Origin of the sequence: Streptomyces sp., from assembly GCF_035563135.1 — a bacterium.
In the GTDB taxonomy this organism is placed as follows: Bacteria; Actinomycetota; Actinomycetes; order Streptomycetales; family Streptomycetaceae; genus Streptomyces.
Genome location: NZ_DATMVN010000272.1, coordinates 1 through 17,913 on the forward strand (window position 1 = coordinate 1; position 17,913 = coordinate 17,913).

At 69.0% G+C, this 17,913-nt stretch carries 15 protein-coding genes and 1 pseudogene; 6 read left to right on the forward strand and 10 right to left on the reverse strand.

The window, feature by feature from the left end:
- The 3 genes and pseudogenes from VN520_RS11845 to proB all read right to left on the reverse strand — a co-directional run.
- Positions 1–394, reverse strand: a pseudogene (locus tag VN520_RS11845) (gamma-glutamyl-phosphate reductase); the annotation flags it as partial.
- A gap of 163 nt (positions 395–557) precedes the next feature.
- Entirely contained in the window at positions 558–1,043 is a 486-nt protein-coding gene (locus VN520_RS11850) for a hypothetical protein (RefSeq protein WP_325746844.1), read from the reverse strand.
- A 130-nt stretch (positions 1,044–1,173) separates the two neighbouring features.
- Positions 1,174–2,292, reverse strand: coding sequence for a glutamate 5-kinase (gene proB / locus VN520_RS11855; protein ID WP_325746845.1), 1,119 nt, complete (start codon positions 2,290–2,292; stop codon positions 1,174–1,176).
- Between the two features lie 357 nt (positions 2,293–2,649).
- Between proB and VN520_RS11860 the strand changes: the two genes are divergently transcribed.
- A complete protein-coding gene (locus VN520_RS11860; RefSeq protein ID WP_325746846.1) occupies positions 2,650–4,011 on the forward strand; it encodes a polysaccharide pyruvyl transferase family protein in 1,362 nt (453 codons plus the stop codon).
- Positions 4,012–4,047: 36 nt separating this feature from the next.
- On the opposite strand, the gene VN520_RS11865 is transcribed toward VN520_RS11860, so the two are convergent.
- From VN520_RS11865 to VN520_RS11895, 7 genes are all read right to left on the reverse strand, one after another.
- Positions 4,048–5,274 carry a glycosyltransferase family 2 protein gene (locus VN520_RS11865; protein WP_325746847.1) on the reverse strand — a complete coding sequence of 409 codons (1,227 nt, stop codon included), beginning with the start codon at positions 5,272–5,274 and terminating at the stop codon, positions 4,048–4,050.
- Between the two features lie 310 nt (positions 5,275–5,584).
- The gene (locus VN520_RS11870) at positions 5,585–7,777 is read right to left on the reverse strand and encodes a hypothetical protein (protein WP_325746848.1); all 2,193 of its coding nucleotides are present in this window, start codon (positions 7,775–7,777) and stop codon (positions 5,585–5,587) included.
- A 137-nt stretch (positions 7,778–7,914) separates the two neighbouring features.
- Positions 7,915–9,414 carry a bifunctional cytidylyltransferase/SDR family oxidoreductase gene (locus VN520_RS11875; protein ID WP_325746849.1) on the reverse strand — a complete coding sequence of 500 codons (1,500 nt, stop codon included), beginning with the start codon at positions 9,412–9,414 and terminating at the stop codon, positions 7,915–7,917.
- A 281-nt stretch (positions 9,415–9,695) separates the two neighbouring features.
- Positions 9,696–11,132 carry a GTPase ObgE gene (obgE, locus tag VN520_RS11880; RefSeq protein ID WP_325746850.1) on the reverse strand — a complete coding sequence of 479 codons (1,437 nt, stop codon included), beginning with the start codon at positions 11,130–11,132 and terminating at the stop codon, positions 9,696–9,698.
- 140 nt (positions 11,133–11,272) lie between these two features.
- Entirely contained in the window at positions 11,273–11,530 is a 258-nt protein-coding gene (gene rpmA / locus VN520_RS11885; protein WP_014045902.1) for a 50S ribosomal protein L27, read from the reverse strand.
- 14 nt (positions 11,531–11,544) lie between these two features.
- Positions 11,545–11,865, reverse strand: a complete 321-nt coding sequence (gene rplU / locus VN520_RS11890) for a 50S ribosomal protein L21 (RefSeq protein WP_014045903.1) — start codon at positions 11,863–11,865, stop codon at positions 11,545–11,547.
- Positions 11,866–12,151: 286 nt separating this feature from the next.
- A complete protein-coding gene (locus VN520_RS11895; protein WP_325746851.1) occupies positions 12,152–13,147 on the reverse strand; it encodes a helix-turn-helix domain-containing protein in 996 nt (331 codons plus the stop codon).
- A gap of 177 nt (positions 13,148–13,324) precedes the next feature.
- Between VN520_RS11895 and VN520_RS11900 the strand changes: the two genes are divergently transcribed.
- From VN520_RS11900 to VN520_RS11920, 5 genes are all read left to right on the forward strand, one after another.
- The gene (locus VN520_RS11900) at positions 13,325–13,642 is read left to right on the forward strand and encodes a hypothetical protein (RefSeq protein ID WP_325746852.1); all 318 of its coding nucleotides are present in this window, start codon (positions 13,325–13,327) and stop codon (positions 13,640–13,642) included.
- A 212-nt stretch (positions 13,643–13,854) separates the two neighbouring features.
- The gene (locus tag VN520_RS11905; RefSeq protein ID WP_325746853.1) at positions 13,855–14,022 is read left to right on the forward strand and encodes a hypothetical protein; all 168 of its coding nucleotides are present in this window, start codon (positions 13,855–13,857) and stop codon (positions 14,020–14,022) included.
- 26 nt (positions 14,023–14,048) lie between these two features.
- Positions 14,049–15,341 carry a CHAP domain-containing protein gene (locus VN520_RS11910; protein ID WP_325746854.1) on the forward strand — a complete coding sequence of 431 codons (1,293 nt, stop codon included), beginning with the start codon at positions 14,049–14,051 and terminating at the stop codon, positions 15,339–15,341.
- A gap of 138 nt (positions 15,342–15,479) precedes the next feature.
- Positions 15,480–16,091 carry an acyltransferase gene (locus VN520_RS11915; protein ID WP_325746855.1) on the forward strand — a complete coding sequence of 204 codons (612 nt, stop codon included), beginning with the start codon at positions 15,480–15,482 and terminating at the stop codon, positions 16,089–16,091.
- 172 nt (positions 16,092–16,263) lie between these two features.
- Positions 16,264–17,856, forward strand: coding sequence for a hypothetical protein (locus VN520_RS11920; RefSeq protein WP_325746856.1), 1,593 nt, complete (start codon positions 16,264–16,266; stop codon positions 17,854–17,856).
- The last annotated feature ends 57 nt before the right edge of the window (positions 17,857–17,913 follow it).

Genomic DNA, 17,913 nt, shown 5'->3' on the forward strand with positions numbered 1-17,913 from the left:
CCTCGTAGATGATGCCGACCACCCCGAGCGGCACCCGCACCTGGCGCAGATCGATGCCGTTGGGCAGGGTGGAGCCCCGGACCACTTCGCCGACCGGGTCGGGCAGGGCCGCCACGTCACGCGTGTCCGCGGCGATCGCACGGATCCGCTCCGGGGTGAGGGTGAGCCGGTCGACGATCGACTCGCTCGTCCCGGCCTCCCTGGCCTTCGCGACGTCCTCGGCGTTGGCCTCGACGATCTCGCTGGTGCGCACCTCGAGCGCGTCCGCGATCGCCAGCAGGGCGTCGTCCTTCGCCGCGCGCGGGAGTGGCGCGATGTCGTCGGCTGCGGCGCGTGCCCGGTAGGCGGCCTGGACGACCGGGGACATGTTGTCGTACGGCGAAAGCGTGGTCATGCCCGCAGGGTAGTGCGCACACTGCGGGCATCCGTCACGTATCCCGTCATGCGAGACAGCCGTCTCGAAGGCCGTGCACCCTGGCCGGTGAACCCTGCCAGTACGGGGGCACCCCGACCGGTGAACCCGGACAGTACGGGTGCGCCCCGGCCGGCGCGGCCGGTCAGTACGGGTGCACCCCGACCGGCGCGGCCGGGGGCGGGCCGTAGCCCTCGGCGATACGCAGGTGGTAGGTCTCCCGGTCGATGACCTCCAGACCGACGATCTCCCACGGCGGGAGCTTCGCGCTGGAGCGGTGTTCGCCCCACAGCCGCAGCGCCACAGCCGCGGCGTCGTGGAGGTCCCGGGCCTCTTCCCAGTAACGGATCTCCGCGTGGTCGTTGGCGTACCGGCTGGTCAGCAGGAACGGATGGTCGTGCGCCAGTTGTTCCAGTCCGCGCCTGACCTCCTTCAGCGGTGTCTCGCTGCCGGAGACGCTGAGGGTGATGTGCCACAGCTTGGAGCGGATGCGCTCCTGGTCCCTCGCCACCGGTTCCTGCTCGACGGTCTGGTCGGAGGGCGTGCCGACGTAGTCGGCTCCCGCTCCGACACTGGTCAGGGCGCGGCTGCCCGTTCCGCGGGGCAGCGCCCCCGGGCGCGCTCGTCTCACCGGCGGCCTCCTGTGAATGCGTAGCTGTGCTGACCCCTTCGGTTCCCCGTGACAAAGTTGACCAGCCCTGGGCCGGGCGTGGGGCGGTTTTCGTGAAGAGGCCCGCCCGAAGGCTGGACTTTCAGCCGTCTCAGGGGGCCGGGTGCGGCGTGAGGACGACGAGATCGTCCCTGTGTACGACTTCGCGCTCGTAGGCGGGGCCCAGTTCGCGGGCGAGGTCACGGGTGGAGCGGCCGAGCAGCTGGGGGATCTCCTTGGCGTCGAAGTTGACGAGCCCGCGGGCGACGGCCCGGCCGGCGGGGTCCCGCAGCTCGACCGGGTCGCCCGCGGAGAACTCGCCCTCGACGGCGGAGATCCCCGCGGGCAGCAGGGACGTGCGCCGCTCGACGACGGCGCGTACGGCTCCTTCGTCGAGCGTGAGGGCGCCCAGCGGCGTCGAGGCGTGCGCCAGCCAGAGCAGCCGGTCGGCCGAGCGGCGCCCCGTGCGGTGGAAGTACGTGCCGGTGTCGCGCCCCGCGAGGGCGTCGGCGACATGGCTCGCCGAGGTGAGGACGACCGGGATTCCGGCGGCGGTGGCGATCCGGGCCGCCTCGACCTTGGTGACCATGCCTCCGGTGCCGACGCCCGCCTTGCCCGCACTGCCGATGGTGACGCCCTCCAGGTCGGCCGGTCCGCTCACCTCCGCGATACGAGAGGTGCCGGGGGTGCTCGGATCTCCGTCGTAGAGACCGTCGACATCGGAAAGGAGCACGAGGAGGTCGGCATGGACCAGATGGGCGACGAGGGCGGCGAGCCGGTCGTTGTCCCCGAAACGGATCTCGTCCGTGGCCACCGTGTCGTTCTCGTTGACGACGGGGAACGCGCCCATGTCCAGGAGCTGGTCGAGCGTGCTGTAGGCGTTGCGGTAGTGGGCACGCCGGCTGGTGTCGTCGGAGGTCAGGAGCACCTGTCCGACCCTTACGCCGTAACGGGCGAAGGACGCGGTGTAGCGGGCGACGAGCAGCCCCTGGCCGACACTGGCCGCGGCCTGCTGCCGGGCGAGGTCCTTGGGCCTGCGTACGAGCCCGAGCGGAGCGAGGCCCGCCGCGATGGCACCGCTGGAGACGAGGACGATCTCGCGCTCCCCGCCGCTCCTGACCTTGGCGAGTACGTCGACCAGGGCGTCGACCCGGTCGGCGTCAAGGCCTCCTGCCGCGGTGGTGAGGGAGGAGGACCCGACCTTGACGACGATCCTGCGGGCTCCGGTCACACCCGGCCTCGGCCCTACGCCGCCACCGGAGGGTGTGCGGAGGACGCCTTCGGATGCTCCTGCCGCGCGTTCGGATTCCCTTGCCCCTGACACGTACGCCCGTCCCCATCACGTCGTCCTGCTCGGTGCTCCTCAATCTACGTGAGGGGCGGCACCGGCGCCGTGCCGTCTCAGCTGCTGTCATCACACGGGCGGCGCCACTCGGACCGGCCGCTCCGAGTCACCCTTCACCGTGCCCGAATGGAGTCATTTACGTAATCTCCACCCTCCGTTCATGGGGCTACCCTCTATTACGTGACAGATGAACCCACCCGCCCGAGGCGCATTCTCCTCAGATCAGGCAAAAGCCCCTTCGACGTGGCTTCGCTCGAAGAGTCCCTCCACAGAGACGTCTTCGCCACCAACGCCGGAAACCTGATCTTCAGCGACGCGGCGCACAAGATCCTCACGACTCCGCGGGCAGAGGTCTTCTCGAACGGCATCCGGACGGATCCGTCGGCGGCCGGCCGCATCAACGAAGAGTTCGACGTATTCGTCGTGCCCCTGGCGAACGCGTTCCGTCCGACCTTCGAGCGGCCCCTCAAGCGGATGACGCAGTTGATCAAGAAGCTGCGCATCCCCGTCGTCGTCCTGGGTGTGGGCGCGCAGGCCGACCTCAAGTACGACGCGGCTCGGCTGAAGCCGATGGAGCCGACCGTCAGGGAATTCGTCACCGAGGTACTCAACCGCAGCGCGTCCATCGGCGTGCGGGGCGAGTTCACCGAGCAGTACCTCAAGGACATGGGTTTCCGGGACGTCGAGGTCATCGGGTGCCCCTCCATGTTCATGAACGGCGAGACGTTCACGCTCGACAAGAAGGCCGAGTCGCTCACCGCGGAATCGCGCGTCTCGGTGAACGGATCGCACAGCGCCGTACGTTCGCACGGCCTCGACGCCATCATCCGTCAGGCCCACGAGCGTTATCCGCATCTGCGTTTCGTCGGGCAGAACCTCCTCGAGGCCCAGCTGCTCCACTGGCGGGAGACGTCGAACCCGATCGGCGCCCAGACCTCGATGCCGACCCACCCCTCCCACCCGATGTACCGCGAGGGCAAGGTCCGCCTCTACGTCGATCCGGCCACCTGGATCGACGAACTGCGCGCCTTCGACTTCTCGTTCGGATCGCGCATCCACGGAAACATCGCGGCGCTGCTGGCCGGCGTCCCGAGCACCGTGCTCTGCAGCGACTCCCGGACCCTGGAGCTCTGCCGGTACTTCGGCATTCCGCACCGCAAGATCTCCGAGACGCCCAAGGACATCGATCCCGCCGAGCTGTACGAGGCGGCGGACTTCGGCGAGCTGGTGAACGGCCACAAGGAACGCTTCCTGCGCTTCACCGGCTTCATGGAGAAGAACGGCCTGGAGAACACCTTTCACCACGGCGACAGCGGCAAGGCGTTCGAAGCGCAGCTGTCCAAGCTCGCTCTTCCGCCCGCCGTCCGCCCGTGGACGGACTCCGATCCCGATTCGCTGAGCAGCCGTTTCAGCTGGATGCAGGGCCGGATGGAGGAACTGGCCGCGCAGAACGCCCTGCTGCGCAGTCAGCTCGACAAGAAGACCGGCCAGGTCAGCGTCAAGGTCCAGGCCGGTCAGGGAGCGCCCGCGTGGCCGTCCGCCTACCGGCGGGCCCGCCGTGTGGTGGGACGCCCTGTCCGGAGGCTGCTGCGCCCCGAGCAGTAGCGCCGGCGTCCACTGCCGCTGCCGCCCGTGCCCGCCTCAGATCTTGTGGGTACGGCGCGGCATGCGCAGGCCGGCGGACCGGGCCGTCCTGCGAGCCTTGCCTGCCAGCCGTCGCAGGAAAGCAGCAGTGGACTGGCGCCCCGGTACGTCGATCCGCTTGCGTCCGATCCGTTCGGGCACGGTCACCTCGTAGGCCGACAGGGGCAGCGCCCCCTCTGCGAAGTGGGGGTAGGTCAGGTACAGCCGGCCTCGAAGACCCTTGCGGACCGCCCGGGGCTCCTTCTTGTCGCTCATGAACCGCAGGATGTCCAGGAGCAGGTCGAGCCTGCCCTGGGAGACACAGACCAGCCGGAGCCGCTCGTGGACCTTGAGGCGACGGGCCAGACCCGGCGACCAGTAGCTCTCCAGCAGCGGTGCCGCCAGTTCCATCTTCTTCTTCCGCACCTCGTCGGACTGCCGCAGCAGAGCGGGCCCGAACTGCGGGAGCAGGGTGATGACGAACGGCCGGACCATCAGGATGTCCCGCTTCGGCCCCGGTGGCACATGGGCGGCGATGAGCCCCGCCAGTGCACGGGCCGAGTCGAAGCGCAGGACGTAACTGCCGCTCTTCGTCACGTGCTTGCCGTCGTCCCGGCCCACCAGGTAGTAGCAGGTGTAGTCGGCGACGACGGAGACACCGTTGCCCCGCAGATACGCCTCCATGGTGAAGAGCGCGTCCTCACCCGTCTTGAGGCCTTCGTCGAAGGTCATCCCGAGCCGGACCAGAAGATCCCGCCGGAACAGCTTCTGGGCGCTCAGGGTGAATTTGATGTTGGAGGAGTAGAGATCGGCCCGCTCGACCGTCTGCTTCCACATCGACTTCGCCGCACCGCGGTTGACGCCGACGACCTTGCCCAGCACCACATCGGTGCCGGCCCGGTCGCCCATCGCGACCATGCGCTCCAGTGCTTCCTCACCGAAGTAGTCGTCCGCGTCGAGGAAGAAGACGTACCTGCCGCGGGCGAGGCCGATACCGCGGTTGCGCGGGCCGCTGGGGCCACCGGAGTTCTCCTGGCGCACGACACGCATGTCGATGGCGGTCCGGGCCGCGAACTCCTCCAGGTACTCCCCCGTGCCGTCGGTCGACCCGTCGTCTATCGCCACGATCTCCATACGCCCGGCCGGAAGTGTCTGCGCTTCCACGGACTCCAGGCAGCGGATCAGGTAGGGCATCGCTTGATAGGCGCCGATGATGACGGTCACATCCGGTGCGCTGCTGCTCATTTCTCCCCGGTTCACACATATTCGTACTGATCAGGAGAAACGATAGAACGACGACATCTGGCGTGCTCCATGCACGGACACGCCGAACGGCCCGCCCGTCCCCTCTCCGAGGAGGAGACGAGCGGGCCGTCGGGCGGGTTGCGTCACGAACCGGACAACTTTCGAACAACTGAAGGACAGCTGAATCACACCTGGCCGTCAGCTCGGCGCCCGGCTGCCGGTGCCGCTCCGGCGGCCAACTTCCCGTCCGGGCGCGCACCCGTGTCCGGGCGTCAGTGCCACTTCTCGCTGCCGTCCGGACACGCTGCGGTCAGCGGAGCGCCGAAGGACCCGCGCCGATGCCCGCGTCGGGGTCCGGGACGGCCGCCACATCGGGATCGACCGCGGCCTCCACCTCGGCGACGATCTCCGCCAGCCCGTCCCCGGCGCCGCTGGACACGGCTTCGAGGTCGGGCAGCGGGGCGGGCGCCTGCTCGCCCAGACGCTGCGCGACGCCCGCGTTACGGGCCTCGGCCTTGGCCGCGAGCGCCCGGACGGCGGCGTTGAACTGCTCCATGGAGGTGGGCTCGTCCGGCCCCAGCAGGTAGCTCTTCAGTTCGTGGCGGGCTCCGGCCAGCGAGTCCGCCGCCGGGTCGGCGACGGCACGCAGCAACACGTCGATCTCCTCCGCGCTGTTGGAGAGGATGACGGCCGCCCGTACAGCGGTGTTCTGGCGCCTGAACTCGTCCGGACCGACCTCGGCCGAATCCGTCACCGCGTACGGCTTGCCGCTCGCGATGAAGTCGGACACCACACTGGAGATGTCCGAGACCATGGCGTCGGACTGGTTGAAGCAGTCGTACAGCTTCGGCTGCGCACCGGTCACCGTCCTGTGCTCCCACCAGCCGAAGGAGCCCCAGTAGGCGTCGTCCCACGCGGCCCTCAGGGTGGCGATCTCGGCCTGCCGGGCCGGGTCGGCGAGCGCGACCCGCGACTCCTCCGACTCGTCCCCCCCGGCCCGCCCGGGCTTCGCCAGCTCCGTCAGACGGGCCGCGACACGGGTGAGCTCGGCCTTGGCCGCCTTCTGCCCGGCAGCGGCGGCCGAAGCCTCCTTCACCCAGCGCGGGTCGGCGGCGCGCTCCTGCGCGGCCCTGGCGACCAGCTCCTTGATCCGGGCGTCGACGGCCCTGGCCTTGGCGCTGCGGATACCGGTGAAGGGATGCGGCTTGTAGATGACCCGGACCGGGCTGTCGGCCGTCAGCAGCCGGCGGACGATGTTCTCACCGGCCAGCAGCAGCGAGGTGTTGCCGGGGTTGTCGTCCCAGCCCTCCCAGGTGGGGGCGTACAGCACCGTCGGGATGGGGTTCTTCGTGGTGCCGGTCCAGCTCCGGATGGGAGCCAGCTGCGGCCGCCCGACCTCGACGATGTCCTCGTCGCGGATACCGACGTCGGCCAGGGCGTAGCGGTCCCGGCCCGCGCGGCCGGCCGTCCACACCTCGTCGTACACCTTGGAGTACGGGTTGACGCTGGCCAGCTTGTCGCTGTCGCCGTGGCCGATGAACACGTGCTTCATGGTCGGGACACGCAGCATGTGGATGTTCTTGCCGACGTTGGCCGGATACAGGCACACGCGGACGGTGGAGAGGTCCATGTTCATCAGGTGGGTGCCGGCCGGCACGCAGACCACGGGTACGGAGGTGTCCGCGAGCTGCGGGACCAGGTTGCGCTCGCGCATGATGATCAGCGGGCGCCCCTCGACGGCGGCCATGGTGTCGAGCCACATGTTGCACTGGTACGCGGACTCGTTGGAGCCGGAGAAGTAGAGCACCACGGTCGGCTGGTACTCGCTCAGCCAGGTGTCCAGGGCCTTCAGCACGGCGGGGGCCGACGGCGCCCGCCGGCTCCGGCGCAGGTACGGGACGAGGAGGGCGTTGTACCCGACGGCCGTCAGCAGGGTCACCGCGGCACCGATGTACCCGATGAGGTCCTCACCCGTACCGGCGGCGGCCAGGACGCCTGCCACCGCGGGGAGGTCGAGGTGGAGCATCTTCTCGCTGGAGCGGTGCAGCAGCGTGCGCGGCGGTGCGTCGGGGATGCGGACGGCGTGCAGGTCCACGTTCCGGGTCACGATCGGCAGGCTGCGGCGCAGCCGGATCAGCGTCGTCAGCGCGCCGTGCGGGGCCTGGAGACCGTAGAAGAGGAGGAAGCACGCGACTGCCGCGTAGAAGACCGGTTCCTCGGCGAGGTCCAGCCTGGCCAGCAGCAGGATGATCATCAGCTGGCGGAGCAGGAAGCGGATGGACAGCCCCGCCCGCACCTTGCCGAGCCGGTTGAGCAGATAACTGCCGCGCTGGTGCAGATACCAGTCCGAGATGTAGGTGACAGCCGTGGCCGCCGCGAAGAACCAGATGTCGGGGAGAAGTGCGGCGACCATGACGCAGGGATATCCCAGCATCATCAGTATCGCTGCCAGCAGTTCTGACCGGCTGCCCACACGGGCCAGGCGAATGGCTGTCGAAATCACGAAGAACCTGCTCCAGGGGGTGCCGGTTGTTTCACGTACGGAGGAAAATGTGAAGATTCGACTTCACGCACTCGGGCCTCTGGATTTCACCTTTCGGTAAATCCAGAGGCCCATAAAAGTACATTTGTCAAGAATTATTACACATCTTCTTGACGGTCCAGGACCGAGGCCAGCGCCTGCTCGAAGCCCGAGGCCTCGGTGACATCACGGGTCGGGTCCTGCTGCCGTACGTCGATGACGTGGCCCGTCATCGCGGACAGGAGGACGTCCAGGGAGGTGCGCGCCACGGCCTCGGAGGAGAGCAGCGAGCCCTCCGGCTCCTGGCCGAACGCCTTGGTCCGCATGGGGGTCGCGGTGCGCTCCGGATTCACGCAGTTGACCCTGATGCCCTCACCCGCCCATTCGTCGGCCAGCGCCTGCGTGAGGTTCACCATCGCGGCCTTGGTGGAGGAGTAGAGGCTGTACTCGGCACGGCCCCGGGTGTAACTGCTGGAGGTGTAGAGCAGCAACTGTCCCTGGGTCTCCGCCAGGTATTTGTACGAGGCGCGGGCGATCTGCACGGGCGCCAGGTAGTTGACGTTCAGCGCTTCCTGGATCGTCGCGTCGTCCGTCTCCGCCAGCTTGCCGATGCGCAGGACGCCCGCGGTGTTGATCACGTAGTCGACGCGGCCGGTCTCGGCGTACGCCTTGGACAGCGCCTCGTCGATGTGCTCCGGGTTCTCGACGTGCGTACCGGTGGTGGAGCGGCCCAGCGCGTACACGCTGGCGCCGTACTGCTCGGCGAGCGTGGCGATGTCGGCACCGATGCCGTACGACCCGCCGAAGACGACCAGGGTCCTGCCCGAGAGCAGCTCACGGTAGGCGGCCTCGTCGGCCTGGCGGGGGGCGGCGGTGGAAGCCAGCTGGAAGAGCTTGTCGGTGATGAAGACGTCGACCGGCTGGGTCACCTTCATGTTGTACTCGTCGCCCGCGACCACGTAGATCGGCACGTCGGGGAGGTACCGCAGGACGACCGAGCAGTCGTCGGTCGCCTGGAAGTTCGGGTCGCCTGCCGCGACCTCGTACGCCTTGCGGATCGTGGACAGCTTGAACGCCTGCGGGGTCTGGCCGCGGCGCAGCCGGGACCGGTCCGGGACGTCGGTGATGAACTCGCCGTCCTCGCCGTGGGTGCGGGTCACGATGATCGTGTCGGCGGACGGGATCGCCACGTCGACCGCCTGGTAGCGGTCGAGGGCGGCGACGCAGTCCTTGATGACCCGCTGTGACAGGAGCGGGCGGACGGCGTCGTGGAAGAGGACGTTGCGGTCCTCGCCCGCCGCGAGCCCCTCGCCGAGGGCCGCGATGGCACGCTCGGTGGTCTCGTTCCGGGTGGTGCCGCCCTCGATGATCCTGGTGACCTTGGTCAGCCCGGCCTTGGCGACGATCTTCTCGACGTCGGGCACGAAGCCGGGCGCCATCAGCACGATGACGTCGTCGATGTCCTCGGCGTTCTCGAAGATGCTCAGCGTGTGCTCGATGACTGCCTTACCGGCGATCTTCAGCAGCTGCTTGGGGATCGACAGGCCCACACGCTGACCGGTCCCGCCGGCGAGCACGACCGCTGTGGTCCGGGGCTTGGCTTCATGCGGCACAGACACAGACGACCTACCTTGCGACGACAGGGGGGAACAGTGTGATGGTCGCACTCTCCGTGACTGTCTCGCAAGGCGGACGTTTACCGGCGCTCGCCTCTGGGAAACCCGCAGTTCACCGCCTGGCCAGGCGGATCGGGCCCGTCGCACCCGGTATCCGGAGTGACGGACTCCACAGACGTGTCACGCAATTTGCACAACGCCGGCCCCCGCACCGCCCGCCACCTGGCAGTTCTCTGTGAATCCGGGCACCTCCCGCCGCGTGCGGAGGGTGCCCGGCGCACCGGTCAGAAGGGGTCGAACTCGTCGTACTCGCGCTGCGCGGCCTCGGCCTCGGACTCGCGCTCGCGACGGCGCTGCGCGGCGGGGCGGGGAGCCTCCAGACGGTGGTCCTCACCGCGACGGCCCAGCATCTCGGCTCCGGCGGCCATGGTCGGCTCCCAGTCGAAGACGACCGCGTTCTCCTCGGGCCCGATGGCCACGCCGTCGCCGGCCTGGGCGCCCGCCTTGCGGAGCTCGTCCTCGACGCCGAGACGGTTGAGCCGGTCGGCGAGGTAGCCGACGGCCTCGTCGTTGTTGAAGTCGGTCTGACGGATCCAGCGCTCGGGCTTCTCGCCCCGCACGCGGTAGATGCCGTCCTCCTCCACGGTCACCGTGAAGCCGGCGTCGTCGACGGCCTTGGGCCGGATGACGATCCGGGTCGACTCCTCCTTCGGCTTGGTGGCCCGGGCCTCGGCGATGATCCCGGCGAGGGCGTACGAGAGCTCGTTGAGGCCCTTGTGCGCGACGGCCGAGACCTCGAAGACGCGGTAGCCGCGCGCCTCCAGGTCGGGGCGGATCATCTCGGCGAGGTCCTGGCCGTCCGGGATGTCGACCTTGTTGAGGGCGACGATGCGCGGGCGGTTCTCCAGGCCGCCGTACAGCCGCAGTTCCTCCTCGATCATGTCGAGGTCCGAGACGGGGTCACGGTCCGACTCCAGTGTCGCGGTGTCCAGGACGTGCACCAGGACCGAGCACCGCTCGACGTGCCGCAGGAAGTCCAGGCCGAGGCCCTTGCCCTCGCTCGCGCCCGGGATGAGCCCGGGGACGTCGGCGATGGTGTAGACGGTCGAACCGGCGGTGACGACGCCCAGGTTGGGCACGAGGGTCGTGAACGGGTAGTCCGCGATCTTCGGCTTGGCGGCGGAGAGTGCCGAGATCAGCGAGGACTTGCCCGCGCTCGGGTAGCCGACGAGGGCGACGTCGGCGACGGTCTTGAGCTCCAGGACGATGTCCCGGCTCTCCCCCGGCTCGCCGAGCAGCGCGAAGCCGGGCGCCTTGCGGCGGGCGGAGGCGAGCGCGGCGTTGCCGAGGCCGCCGCGGCCGCCCTGGCCTGCGACGAAGGTGGTGCCCTGGCCGACCAGGTCGGCGAGGACGTTGCCGGCCTTGTCGAGGACCACGGTGCCGTCCGGGACGGGCAGCACGAGGTCCTGGCCGTCCTTGCCCGAACGGTTGTCACCCGCGCCGGGCTGACCGTTGGTGGCCTTGCGGTGAGGGTGGTGGTGGTAGTCCAGCAGCGTGGTGACGGACTGCTCGACGACGAGGATCACATCGCCGCCACGTCCGCCGTTGCCCCCGTCGGGGCCGCCGAGCGGCTTGAACTTCTCACGGTGTACGGAGGCCACGCCGTGGCCTCCGTTACCCGCGGCGGCATGCAGCTCGACGCGGTCCACGAAGGTGGTCATGGTCGGGGGCCTCCAGGTACTGCGGAAAAATACGGGAATGTCTCTTGACGTAACGCGCCGAGGGCGGACCCGCTTCCCCGATTACCGGGAAAGCTGAGATCCGCCCTCGGAAGGTGCTGTGCCGTTCGGTCGCGCCTGACTCAGGCGGCGACGGGAACGATGTTCACGACCTTGCGGCCACGGTGCGTACCGAACTCCACCGCACCGGCGGTCAGCGCGAACAGCGTGTCGTCGCCGCCACGGCCGACGCCCGTGCCCGGGTGGAAGTGGGTGCCGCGCTGGCGGACCAGGATCTCACCGGCGTTGACGGCCTGACCGCCGAAGCGCTTCACGCCGAGCCGCTGAGCATTGGAATCGCGCCCGTTCCGAGTGGACGATGCGCCCTTCTTGTGTGCCATGTCTCCTCAGTCCCTTACTTCGCAGCCGCGGGGATACCGGTGACCTTGATCGCCGTGTACTGCTGGCGGTGACCCTGGCGACGGCGGTAACCCGTCTTGTTCTTGTAGCGAAGGATGTCGATCTTCGCGCCCTTGTGGTGGTCCACGACCTCGGCCTGGACCTTGATGCCGTCCAGGACCCACGGGTCGCTGGTCACGGCGTCACCGTCGACAACGAGCAGGGTCGAGAGCTCGACCGTGTCGCCAACCTTGGCGGTGGAAATCTTGTCAACCTCAACGATGTCGCCGACAGCAACCTTGTGCTGGCGACCACCGCTGCGCACGATGGCGTACACGCGGATCTCTCTCTCACTCGGAACGGATCCCCTGATGCCAGCCGCCCGCGCGGGCCGGGGCCCGCGACAGTCCGGAAGGATGAGCGGCCTCCCCCGGGGACGGATCACCGGGAGGGATGTGCTCAGGGGTAGGCGCACAGAAACACGCCGAGGGTCAAGATTACGGGGCCGCGGGCAAGGGGTCAAACCAGCCGTCACCGGTCGGCATACGGCGTGGTCCTCCTCCCTCCGCGGCACACTCCCGGGCCGGCCCCGCGGCAGATCGCCACCCCCTCGCACCCCGGGTTCAGACGTGCGACGGAAGCCAGCCCCGCTGAACCGCACGGACCCCGGCCTCGAAGCGGCTGCGTGCCGACAATCGTTCCATCAGGTCGTTCGCCATCCTCCGCGCGGTCCTCGGCGAAACACCCAGGCGCTTGGCGATGGCTTCGTCGGTGTGCCCTTCCGCCAGCAGACGGATGGCCGTCGCCTGCTGAGGAGTGAGGCCGTCCGCCCCGCAGGCCGGCGCGTCGGCGAGCGGCTGGGCGCCGGCCCAGACGGACTCGAAGAGCGCGTGGAGCGCGGTCAGCATGCCTTCACCGGTCAGGACGGCCGCTCCCATCGCGGTGTCGTCGCTCCTGACCGGGATCAATGCGGTGGACCGGTCCACGATGAGCATGCGTATGGGCAGCAGGGCCGCCGTACGGACTTCACCCCCGATTCCGGCGAGCCAGTTCGCGTGCTCGATCGTCGGACGGCTGTTACGGACACTGTCGAGGTAGACGGTGCGCATGCGCACTCCTCGGCCCAGCAGTTCCTCGTTCAGAGGGCGCGAAGCGGCGATCGCGGCGTCCGTCAGCACCGAGTCGGGCGAGAAAGACAGGACCTCCTCCTTGGTGCCGTGCGTGAGGGACACCAGCCGATCGCGTATCCGATCGAGCCCGACAAGTTGTTCGACCCCCGGCTGGCGTGTCTCAGGAGTCAGCTCGGCATACTCCGCGATCAGCTGGACCGCCGCTGCCCGTGACGCATCCAGTCGCTCCTGCTGCGCGGTCAGCTGTGCCTGTCTGCGGGCCATCAGGATCTCCATCCCGATGTCGGGCGACACGGCCCACAACCGCCCGGGGTCCTGGGCCGAAGGCCGTACGAGTGCCAGCCCACTCAGCTCGTCCAACGCCCGGCGGACCGCGACGGTGGACGAGCCGAGCTCACCGGCCAGGGCGGCGATGTCCGCGCTGGGCATGGACAGCATGGCCCGATAGACAGCTTCGGCTGTCACATCCAGTCCGAGCTCGGTCAACACGTGCGTTCCCCCCGGCGTCAGTTGACACAGTCCTACAGCCGGATCGTCTCAGGACCTTCACGACCACTTCAATGGATCACCGCACAACTGGCCGCTTCCGGCCCGTGTCCAGGCCCGATGAGGTCATTGCCGGAAGCGTCCAGGTGTTACGGCCGGGTCCTTCCACCGCGTCCGGTCATGGTGAAGAACATGTTCCTCGTCCATGCACATTTCGCCGCCCTCGGTCCGTTCGGATTTCCCGGCGACACGGGTGAATCGGTGCACGCCTCACTCTCCCCGGCCGACCAGGTGGAGCACGTGTCGGTCCATCCGACGCCGCCCGGCGGTTTCGTGCTGGGCTTTTTCCTGCTGGCCGGGTCGCTGGCCGAAGCGGAGGTGAGGACCGAGAAGATCTGCCGTCGCCTGCTCGACGAAAAACGTCTGCCTCCCGCAGTGCTGCGGGAGGTCGGCGTGCCTCTCATCATCCCTCTGCTCCCCCCCATGGGTCCTCCATGAGCCGAGGAACCCCGACCCTGCCGGCCCCGTGGCCGCCGGCGTGTGGACAGAACCATCCACGGCCGTTTCGGGCCAGCCCCAGGTCCTTCCGCCCCCTCTGAGCTGCGGCTTGGCTATGCATCACCGCTCGGAGCCGCACCACCGCGGTACGGCTCCGGCGACCTGCCTGTCACTCGGGTCACCGTCCGACACACGAAGGGCCAGCCACAGCCATGCGCGTCATCCGTCACCTCCAGGCCGTCCGAATCATCCTTCTCGCCCCGGTGATCGCAGTCGCTGTGTTCGGCCTCACCGTGTCGGCGGCCGGCACCACCGCACCCGCCGCGTCAGGCGCCGAGGCACCCGTGGTCATCGGCACGAACGACATGAGCTGGCAGTAACAACCAGAGCTCCGGGGGAACCAGACATGAGAACCACGACCACAAACACCGGCAGGGCCGTGAGCCTGCTGCTCGCCGGTGCCGTTTCGCTCAGCCTGCTGACCGCGAGCACCGGGACCGCTCAGGCCGCCGAGCAGGTGTGCACCGGTACCTCGTCCATCTACGGCATCCTCGACGACGGCCGTCTCACCTACTCCGCCATCACACCCGGCACCGGCAACCGCATCAGAACCCGCACAGGCCCCGACCTGGGCTTCGAACCCAAGGCCATGGCCACCCTCAACTTCAACACCATCCTTGTCACCTCCACCGCCGGCGCCCTCTACCGCATCGACGTCCAGACCAACGACGAAACCCTCGCCGTCTCCGCCATCGACAAGATCGTCGACAAGGGCTGGACCCACGACAAGCTCAGCTACGACGGCTACGGACACCTCTACGGCACCACCGCCGACGGCACCCTCCTCCAGTACCTCGTCTCCCAGGCCAAACCCAAGGGCGTCGAACACATCGGCCAACGCGCCGAAATCGGCACCGGCTTCGTCCTCAAGACCCTCACCACCGTCGGCCAGGACCGCCTCATCGCCACCACCGAAGCCGGAAAACTCCTCTCCTACAAGATCATCGGCGGGGCGTGGAAGCGCGACGACCTGAAGGAATCGGGCTGGTCGGGATTCGACCAGGTCGTCTCCTCCGGCAGCGGCTTCCACTACGGCCGCATCGCCACCACCGGTGCCATGTACTGGTACAAGGACGCCAACATCTCCGACGGCAACGGAGACGACATCACCTACCACAACGACGACCCGGTCGACACCTCCGGCTGGACCCAGAACCTCCTCTCCGCCGCACCCGGCCAAGTCACCTGCAAGTCGGTCAGCACGCTGGGACAGGACATCGCCAAGGACGCCAGGGCCGAAGTCGGCAACGACTTCAACGACTACGACTTCGACTACAGCCGTGCCTGGTGCGCCGAGTTCGTCAAGTACATCTGGGCCGGTAACGACGTGACAGGCTCATCGGAGGTGGACGCCCGAGCGATCAGCCTCCGTGAGTACGGACTGAAGCACGACACGTACCGAACCGGCTCCCCCAAGGTGGGCGATGCGGTGCTCTACGACACAGACGGCAGTCTGACCGACGGCGAAGCCGACCACGTGAACATCGTGGTGACCGTCTCCTCCGACGGGAAGCAGATCGAGACGGTGGGCGGCAACGAGAGCCATCAGGTTCAGAAGACCGGCTGGTTCAACTGGGACACAGCCTCGAGCCCGATCGGCGCGGGCCCCGCTCTGGCCTTCATCTCGCCGAAGGGCTGACCTGCCTCGTCCCGCCGGCGGCCTCGCCCCTCGAACCGAGGGGCGAGGCCGCCGTTCGTGGCGCGGTGCCGCGTGCCGCATGCGCTGTGGGGGATCGTATGCTCGCGGAGCAAGTCCGCTCTCCGGAAGGCGCACCACGTGAACTACAGAGTCCAGCCCACCGCCCAGGTCGACGACAGCGCCGAGATCGGCGCCGGGAGCAGCGTCTGGGAACTCGCACAGATCCGCGAGGGCGCCAGGCTCGGCGAGGGCTGCGTCGTGGGCCGCGGTGCATACGTGGGCACGGGTGTGCAGATCGGCAACAACGTCAAACTGCAGAACTACGCCCTGGTCTACGAGCCGGCCGAGCTCGGCGACGGCGTGTTCGTCGGTCCCGCCGTGGTCCTCACCAACGACCACAACCCGCGCTCCGTCGACCCCGAGGGGAAGCAGAAGCGCGGCGGGGACTGGGAGGCCGTGGGCGTGAAGGTCGCCGAGGGCGCTTCGCTCGGCGCACGGTCGGTGTGCGTCGCGCCCGTACGGATCGGCCGTTGGGCCATGGTGGCGGCCGGCGCGGTGGTGACCAAGGACGTCCCGGACTTCGGCCTGGCCGTGGGCGTACCGGCCCGTCGTATCGGCTGGGTGGGCCGTAGCGGCGTCAAGCTCGTCGAGCGTACGGACGAGCCCGGCGTCTGGGAGTGCCCGCAGACGGGCGCCCTGTTCGACGAGGCCGACGGCGTCCTCACCGAGCGCGCCGCCGAAGCTCTCTGAGCACAGCGGGGCCCGGGGGACGTCCGACACCTCTGCCCCGATGCCCACGGCTTCGGGGCAAGAGTGTCCGAGACCGGTGCGGAAGCCTTCTCGCCGATGAAAATTCACCCTTCCGTTACCCGGGCGAAGCCCGTACGGTCCAAGTCCCTGACCCGGACCGTGGAGCTTCGTTGTGCAGACACCGCGCCTCTCCGACGAGCGACTCGTCGGCCTCGCACGCTGGGCCACCGACCGGATGGCAGGCGTCAAGAACCCGGCCCTGGCCGAGAGAGTCCTGGGCGTGGCGGGTCACCGCATCCGAGATCCCCGGGCCAGGGCCGACGCGCTGACGGAAGCCGCGGAGACCAGGCTGCGGCTCGGACACCTGCCCCGCCACCTGACACAGGCCTACGCTGCGGAACTGGAGTGCGCCGACGAGCACCACAGGGCCGGCCGTCGCAAGGCCGCCGCCGCGTCGGCCGCCAAGGCGCTGATCCTCGCCTTCCACCGGGTCGCCCATCTCGACGGCCTCACCTCGCCGCTCGTCACCGAGCCGGTCCGGTTCACCGCTCCCCTGCGCCGCAGCCGCGTCCTGCGGGCGCTGCGGGCACCGCGCGGCCGTAGCGCCCCGGCAGCCGCCCCGCCGGCGGACCGGCCGATGCGGCTGCTCGTCGTGCACAGCGCGAACGACAATTTCCTGCCGGTGATCCTGGCCCACTACCGGGAACACCCAGGGGTCGACGTACGGGTCCTGAACACGGCAGCCGACCCCGTGACGGCTCCGCTCGCCAAGGGCCTGGGCCGGATGATCGCCTGTGGCATCGGGATCCGGAGCACTTACGCGGAGCAGACGGAGGAGGCTCTGCGGCCGCACCTCGACTGGGCCGATGTCGTCTTCGTCGACTGGTGCACCGCCGCTGCCGCGTTTCTCACCCTCGTCGACCCCGGCACGGCCCGGGTGGTGGTGCGGCTGCACAGTTACGAGACGTTCAGTTACTGGCCGCACCTGGTGGACTTCTCCCGCGTCGACGATCTGGTGTTCGTCAGCGAGCATCTGCGGGACCTGGCCGTGGCGACGCTGCCCCGGCTCCAGGAACCGGGGGCTCCGGCCGCCCATGTCATCGACAACGCGGTCGACCTCACCCGTTTTTCCCTGCCGAAGGAGCCCGGGGCGCGGTTCACCCTCGGCCTCATCGGCGTCGGTCAGGTCGCCAAGGACCCCCGCTGGGCCCTGGAGGTGTTACGCCTCCTCCGCCGGCAGGACGGTCGCTACCGGCTGCGCCTGGTCGGGGAGCCCATGGATCCGGCCGTCGGCCCGGCTCTCGGCCGTTACCACACGGCGTTCGCCGCGGAACTGGCACCGCTCGTCGCTGCCGGTGCGGTGCACCTGAGCGGCCACACGGACGATGTGTCCGCCGAGCTGACGGAGATCGGGCTGGTCCTCAGCACGTCCGTACGCGAGAGCTGGCACCTGGGCCTGGTGGAGGGCGCTGCCAGCGGTGCGGTCCCGGTCGTCCGGGACTGGCCGTTCTTCGCGGGCCGGCCGCACGGCGCCCGTTCGTTGTTCCCCGACGCATGGGTGGTCTCCACACCCGCCGAGGCCGCCGCGCGGATCCTCGCGGTCAACGCATCCGAGGACAGCTGGCTCAAGGCCGGGCACGAGGTCTCCGAGCAGGCCGTCTCGACCTGGGACTGGAGCATGGTCGGCCCGCGCTTCGACGCGTTGCTCTGCGTCCCTCCCGCCGGTATCCCCGCTCAGCAGACGGTACGGACGAACGCGGAGTGACAGCGCCCGGCAGGACAGCGTGGACCCCGGTCACGGCCCGTTCGCGTGGTCTTTAGG